This is a genomic window from Pseudochrobactrum asaccharolyticum, assembly GCF_003314995.1.
GTDB lineage: Bacteria > Pseudomonadota > Alphaproteobacteria > Rhizobiales > Rhizobiaceae > Pseudochrobactrum > Pseudochrobactrum asaccharolyticum.
Genome location: NZ_QNRH01000024.1, coordinates 1 through 6,062 on the forward strand (window position 1 = coordinate 1; position 6,062 = coordinate 6,062).

Annotated in this window: 6 protein-coding genes and 2 pseudogenes; 4 read left to right on the forward strand and 4 right to left on the reverse strand. The window is 48.9% G+C overall.

Annotated features, from left to right (window positions below):
• Positions 1-132: 132 nt before the first annotated feature.
• The 3 genes and pseudogenes from DFR47_RS21280 to DFR47_RS21290 all read left to right on the forward strand — a co-directional run.
• Positions 133-1,190 (forward strand): annotated as a pseudogene (locus DFR47_RS21280) (DDE-type integrase/transposase/recombinase); the annotation flags it as partial.
• Positions 1,191-1,411: 221 nt separating this feature from the next.
• Positions 1,412-2,571 (forward strand): IS3 family transposase gene (locus DFR47_RS21285; RefSeq protein WP_170137600.1). Its coding sequence is split into 2 segments (ribosomal slippage): positions 1,412-1,670 and positions 1,670-2,571, totalling 1,161 coding nucleotides; the frame shifts between segments, so codons are not numbered across the junction.
• A gap of 44 nt (positions 2,572-2,615) precedes the next feature.
• A complete protein-coding gene (locus DFR47_RS21290) occupies positions 2,616-3,302 on the forward strand; it encodes an IS6 family transposase (RefSeq protein WP_113946520.1) in 687 nt (228 codons plus the stop codon).
• A gap of 29 nt (positions 3,303-3,331) precedes the next feature.
• On the opposite strand, the gene DFR47_RS21295 is transcribed toward DFR47_RS21290, so the two are convergent.
• Complete coding sequence (locus DFR47_RS21295; RefSeq protein ID WP_113946521.1) at positions 3,332-3,718, reverse strand: transporter substrate-binding domain-containing protein; 387 nt, start codon at positions 3,716-3,718, stop codon at positions 3,332-3,334.
• A gap of 65 nt (positions 3,719-3,783) precedes the next feature.
• Complete coding sequence (locus DFR47_RS21300; protein WP_170137601.1) at positions 3,784-4,617, reverse strand: TIM barrel protein; 834 nt, start codon at positions 4,615-4,617, stop codon at positions 3,784-3,786.
• A gap of 343 nt (positions 4,618-4,960) precedes the next feature.
• On the opposite strand from DFR47_RS21300, the pseudogene DFR47_RS21305 reads away from it, so the two are divergent.
• Positions 4,961-5,286, forward strand: a pseudogene (locus DFR47_RS21305) (DDE-type integrase/transposase/recombinase); the annotation flags it as partial.
• Between the two features lie 20 nt (positions 5,287-5,306).
• On the opposite strand, the gene DFR47_RS21310 reads toward DFR47_RS21305, so the two are convergent.
• Positions 5,307-5,600 (reverse strand): type II toxin-antitoxin system RelE/ParE family toxin, encoded by a 294-nt coding sequence (locus DFR47_RS21310; RefSeq protein ID WP_113946523.1) that lies wholly within the window; start codon positions 5,598-5,600, stop codon positions 5,307-5,309.
• Positions 5,600-5,854: a type II toxin-antitoxin system ParD family antitoxin gene (locus tag DFR47_RS21315; protein WP_113946524.1), complete on the reverse strand. Its 255-nt coding sequence runs from the start codon at positions 5,852-5,854 to the stop codon at positions 5,600-5,602. Before DFR47_RS21315 ends, DFR47_RS21310 begins: the two co-directional genes overlap by 1 nt.
• Between the last annotated feature and the right edge of the window lie 208 nt (positions 5,855-6,062).

Sequence of the window (6,062 nt, forward strand, 5' to 3'; positions counted from 1 at the left end):
AGGCCGAAGAACGATACTATGCCATGCTGGACGCGCCAGCTATGGCCGCATAACTTAAACAAAACGGTCTCCGGCAAATACGGTGCGGTTCAGACACAGAAGCCCGGAGCATCGAAAGCTGCTACTGATAAGTTGGTCAAAAACATTCGACGTATGACCCGGCAGCACTATTCTGCCAAGGAGAAGATCCGCATTGTTTTGACCGGACTACGCGGAGAAGAAAGCATTTCGGTGCTGTGCCGTCGCGAAGGTATAGCAGAAAGCCTTTATTACAGTTGGTCGAAGGAGTTCCTCGAGGCTGGGAAACGGCGACTGTCTGGAGACACAGCCCGTCAAGCAACATCGCCGGAGGTAAAGGATCTGCGTTCTGAAGCTTTGGCTTTGAAGGAATGCGTTGCTGACCTGACACTCGAAAACCGTCTGCTTAAAAAAAGCATGACCGGGACTGGGGAGTTCGGGGAATGAGATATAGCGCATCTGAGAATCTGGGGATCATCCGCACTGTTGAGGGATCACACCTGCCCACCAAACAAACCCTTGATATGCTATGTATCCCACGCACTACTTTTTATAGGTGGTATGACCGCTATCTTGAAGGCGGACTAGATGCGTTGACTGATCATTCTCCTCGACCAAGATTGATCTGGAACCGGATCCCAGAACATAAGCGCGATGATCTGATCGAGTTTGCGCTAGAACATGAAGCTTTGTCAGCGCGAGAACTGGAAGTTAAATATACCGATCAGAAACGGTATTTTATATCTGAATCATTAGCTTACCACATACTAAAGGCTGCAGATTTGATAACGGCACCAGATTACGTGGTGATAAAGGCAGCCGAGGAGTTCCACGATAAAACTACGGCTATCAATCAGATGTGGCAAACAGATTTTACCTACTTCAAGATCATCGGTTGGGGTTGGTATTATCTCAGCACAGTCCTGGATGATTATAGCCGCTGCATCATCGCGTGGAAGCTCTACACAAACATGCGTGCCAATGACGTCACAGACACGATAAAGCTCGCTTTGACAGCATCAGGCTGTGACCAGGCCGTTGTTCGTCACAAGCCGCGCCTGCTCAGTGATAATGGCTTTTGTTACATCTCTGGTGATTTAGCTGAATGGCTGAAGAGCCAAAAAATGCTGCATGTCCGCGGAGCACCATTCCATCCCCAAACCCAAGGCAAGACGTATTTGAATACATTGAGATGTTTTATAACCCGCAGCGCAAACACGTTAGAAATGGTATGCTGTCACCAGCACACTTTGAACAGAACCACAAACTGAAGACGAAGAGTATCTAATAAACTCGGGGCTATTCAAACAGAGGTGGTTCGGGAAATCTGGACAGCGGAGATAAATGGAATTTCTGCCTGACTTCGGCTTAGATGCCGAGAACAGGAGATACCATGACGAGACGACCACGCCGGAACCACAGCCCGGCTTTCAAGGCAAAGGTGGCGCTTGCCGCCATTCGAGGCGAGCAGACACTGGTGGAATTGTCCCAGCAGTTCGACGTGCATGCCAACCAGATTAAGCAGTGGAAAGACCAGCTCCTTCAGGGGGCGACCGGCGTTTTCGGTGATGAGAACAAGGCGGAACCGACAGGGCCAACCGTTGATGTCAAAACGCTTCATGCCAAAATCGGCGAACTGACGCTGGAGAACGATTTTTTGTCCGGTGCGCTCGGCAAGGCGGGATTGCTGGGCGGAAAAAAATGATTGACCGCGCGCACAAGCTGTCGGTTGCAAGGCAGGCCCGGCTTCTCGGCTTCAGCCGTAGCAGCGTCTACTATTCTCCACGATCAGTGTCGGACAGCGATCTGGCTTTGATGCGGCGGATCGACGAACTGCATCTCGACTACCCTTTTGCCGGAAGTCGGATGTTGCAAGGGCTTTTGAGAGGAGAAGGGCTGGAAACTGGGCGGCTTCATATCGCAACGCTGATGAAAAAGATGGGCATTGCGGCAATCTATCGCCGCCCGAACACCTCGAAGCCAGCGCCAGGGCACAAAATCTATCCCTATCTCCTGCGCAAGCTGGCGGTCACCCGGCCCAACCAGGTGTGGGCAATGGATCTGACCTATATCCCCATGGCGCGTGGTTTTGTCTATCTCTGCGCCGTCGTGGACTGGTTCAGCCGCAAGGTTTTATCGTGGCGACTGTCGATCACGATGGAAGCGGCCTTCTGCATCGAAGCGGTTGAGGAAGCGCTGGCCCGCTATGGCAAGCCGGATATCTTCAACACAGATCAGGGATCGCAGTTCACGTCCATTGACTTCACCACCGTGCTGAAGAAGGCGGAAGTCGCCATCTCGATGGATGGCAAGGGCGCGTGGCGGGACAATGTCTTCGTCGAGCGGCTCTGGCGGTCGATCAAATATGAGGAGGTTTATCTCCACGCCTACAAGACCGTGTCTGAGCCCCGCGTCGGCATCGGTCGATATCTGACCTTTTACAATAGCCGACGCCCACATTCATCCCTTGACCGGCAGACGCCGGATCAGGTCTACTTCAACGCGCTGACACCAATGATGGTGGTTGTGTCGCAAATTTTTCATGTTTACTGAGCTATAAGCCAGTCATTGTGAATAATTGAGCGAGGTGGCTGCGAATGACAGTCGATTTCAAGGGAACTCATTTCCCTAAAAGTGTCATTCTGCACGCGGTCTTCTTTTACGTGCGCTACCCCGTCTCCTATCGTGACCTTCAGGAAATTCTGGCCGAACGTGGCGTATGCGTCGATCATGCAACATTGAACCGATGGGTTGTTCGGTACTCGCCTCAAATCGCCACTCAGGCTCAGATGCGGAAGGGCCCAACGGCCAATTCCTGGCGTGTTGACGAGACCTATATCAAGGTTCGGGGTAAATGGACCTATTTGTATCGGGCCGTTGACCGTGATGGCCAAACCCTTGATTTCCTGTTGTCTGAACGTCGGGATCTGGCTGCAGCGCGGCGTTTCTTTAAGAAGGCGGTCACAACCAACGGTACTCCTGAGAAGGTTGTCATTGACAAAAGTGGCGCCAATCTGGCCGGACTGCACGCCGTCAACACCATCCTGAAATTCACAGGCGCAGGCGACATGATTGAAATCCGGCAGATCAAATACTTGAACAATATCCTTGAGCAAGACCACCGCTTTATCAAACGGATCACCAAGCCAATGATGGGCTTTAAAGCATTCCATTCCGCTTCAGCCACCATCGCAGGCATCGAAGTGGCCCACATGATCCGCAAGAACCAATTCGCAAACGACAACCAATCACCATTCAAGGTCTTTGCAGAGTTCGCAGCATAACTACGGCCAAGGATAAGCACACTTTTAATTTACTGAAAAATTTGCGACACAACCAAATCCAGTACTTTCACCCGCTCTGGCGTGCTGCCGAAAGACGAGAAACCGGCATCAAAACGCTTGCTGATCAAGCCCGGAATAATGGCGTCAAAACTGGTCGGAGTATAGGTGAATTTTACACCCAGCCGCTGTTCGATTTCTTTTGCTAGATCTACGCTCCAGCCTTTCAGCTCGCCATTTTCAACAAATTCATCCGGCGGCCAATCATTGAAAACGGCAATATTAATGCCTTTTTCTTTATACGCTGCCGGCACTTTATCCAGCAGATCCTGTTTGGGATCTGCAAAGGCGCTGCCGCAAAACAGTGCCCCTGCCAGCAATGGTGTGAGTAAGACTGTTGTATATTTTTTAAAACTCATGTTCCACTCTCTTTCTGATAGAGTTGGTTGGCCCAACTTCGTTATTGATTGAGGTTTAAATCTTGCTAAGCCTTACTATGGCTGCGCAGCATCTCGACACTCTGGCGCAGCGGTATGAATGGGTCTTGATGATAACGCGGCCCGATAATCTCGAGCGAGATTGCCCCGTGATAACTGGCCTGTTTGATCTGATTAAGATAATCGGCCAGCGGCAATTTTCCATCGCCCCATGCCAGATGCGCGCCGCTATTATCGGTATCAATCATGTGAATATGGCCGAGCCTGTCGCCAAGATTATTTCCGTAGTCAGCAATTGTCTCACCGGTCACATGGGCACAGGCGGTATCGATCATTCCATAGAGCGCTGGCGAGTCAATCTCGTCTAAAATAATGCGAAGCTCTTGAGATGTCTGAATAATTTTAGAGTAGGCCGCCGGTAATGGCTCTAAGTACAGCTTGATACCTATCCCTTGCGCATAGCGGGCAATTTTATCCAAAGCATCAAGAGAGCGTGCGCGGACCTCTTGCAGATCTTCATTCATAAAACCGAAGCCCGGTGTTATCAGCACGGCAGGGCTGTCAAGCTGCGCACTGACATTAATACAATCCATAAAATATTGAATGCTCCGGTCTCTTAAGCGCAGATCGCGGGCGGCAATATCAATCGGATAAACACATTGTTCAGGGGTAAAACAGGCCAGCTGTAATCCGCGCTTATCGATCGCTGTTTTCAGGGCTTTAATTTCAGAAAAACCGTTATCACCAATATAAAAATGCGGCGCAGCGCCCCATAATTCTATTGTTTTGATATCAAGCCTGACAACATCATCTAAAAAAACCTCAATTGGATAGCGTGAATAATGAAAATTCATCGCACAGATTTCAACATCGTCGAACATGGTCTCTCCCTCCCACATGACTTATTCTTTTATGCTTAGGCTCTCTTTTAAGCGGCTATAACCTCGGCTTGGATGAAACTACGGTAGTTGCAGCCCCGGCTTGTGCCGTGCTCCTTGCGCCAGAACCACTGTTTTGTATGACCGCTTGCATCAACCCACTCCCCTAGGTTTTGCAGAAAAAGAAAGTCATCCCATATTTATTTTAAGTGATTGTGGGAACGTTATCACATTTTGTCAACAGAAAAAATTATAATCCAATCTTGTGCCATTGGCGCAGTTCCAAATTTTCTTTCTCCTCTTGTGGTTCCAGCGATATCTTTGCGTGTTGCGTAGATAAAGGAAACACAAACGGATCTACCGGATTTACTGGGAGTTAGAACCCAACCTGCGTATCAAACCAAGTAAACGGTTGAAGCGAGATAAACCCAATACCCTGACTGTGCCAGAAGCGCCCAATATGGTCTGGTCTATGGATTTAATGGCAGATCGGTTGGATGATGGCAGGCAATTTCGACTGTTAACTGTGCTGGATTACTTCAACCGTGAGGGATTAGGCTAGAGGTGGATTTTTCTTTTCCAGCGGAGCGTGTCATCCGAAGCCTGAACCAGATAATTGAGTGGCGCGGCAACCCTTTCTCTATTCTTATGGATAATGGGCACAAACTGGTCGTGAGAATACATAAGGATGCCTAAGTAGGATCGTCAGACCAGTCTTCATGTCCATGACGAACTCGTATCACGAAAATCAATCCACTATCTTCAATGCGATATACGATAAGATGAGCTTTAAACGGGTGAATTCGAACTGATGGAGAAATGTCGGTTCTCTCACGTGCCATTCGGGGATTATCAGCAAGCAGATCAAACATTATGAACAACTCATTATGATACTGCTCAGCCTGCGCAATTCCGAATATGCTTGCACCTTGCTTAGCAATCGTAATGATATCTTCTTCAGCAGCGCGGGACAGAATAATACGCATTATTCGCTGTCAGGTGTTGTTGCCACACGTGCAACGGCCGCTGCAAAAAGTTGATCTTTAGACCGGTTGCCATGGCCACTTTTGAGACCATCATAAACAAAGCGTTGCATAGCCGCAATTTTGTCATTACGCCTTTGGTCTTTGCGGATAAGGTCACGGACATAATCGCTGCTGTTAGAATAACGCCCGGTCTTTGCCTGCGTCTCAACCCAATCTTTCATTGGATCTGGCAAAGATATGTTCATCGTAGCCATTCGAGCCTCCATATTACTTTTCATTTAACTCTGTATGGCAAAGTTTGTCAAATTCATTCATACCAACTATAAGTAATTTTCATATCACACCCTATCCGCGATATCGCCCTCTGCGGTGTTGTCACGTTAAGTGGTTCGCGGTTGCCTGCGTGTCGGATTGGGCGTAAATTTCTGTTATGCAAACACCAGATATCAACTTCAAACGCCA

What these genes read in the sequence shown, in the direction of transcription:
- DFR47_RS21300 (WP_170137601.1), bottom strand. Translation starts at nt 4,617, where the DNA reads ATGTTCGACGATGTTGAAATCTGTGCGATGAATTTTCATTATTCACGC.
- DFR47_RS21295 (WP_113946521.1), bottom strand. Translation starts at nt 3,718, where the DNA reads ATGAGTTTTAAAAAATATACAACAGTCTTACTCACACCATTGCTGGCA.
- DFR47_RS21310 (WP_113946523.1), bottom strand. Translation starts at nt 5,600, where the DNA reads ATGCGTATTATTCTGTCCCGCGCTGCTGAAGAAGATATCATTACGATT.
- DFR47_RS21315 (WP_113946524.1), bottom strand. Translation starts at nt 5,854, where the DNA reads ATGGCTACGATGAACATATCTTTGCCAGATCCAATGAAAGATTGGGTT.
- DFR47_RS21290 (WP_113946520.1), top strand. Translation starts at nt 2,616, where the DNA reads ATGACAGTCGATTTCAAGGGAACTCATTTCCCTAAAAGTGTCATTCTG.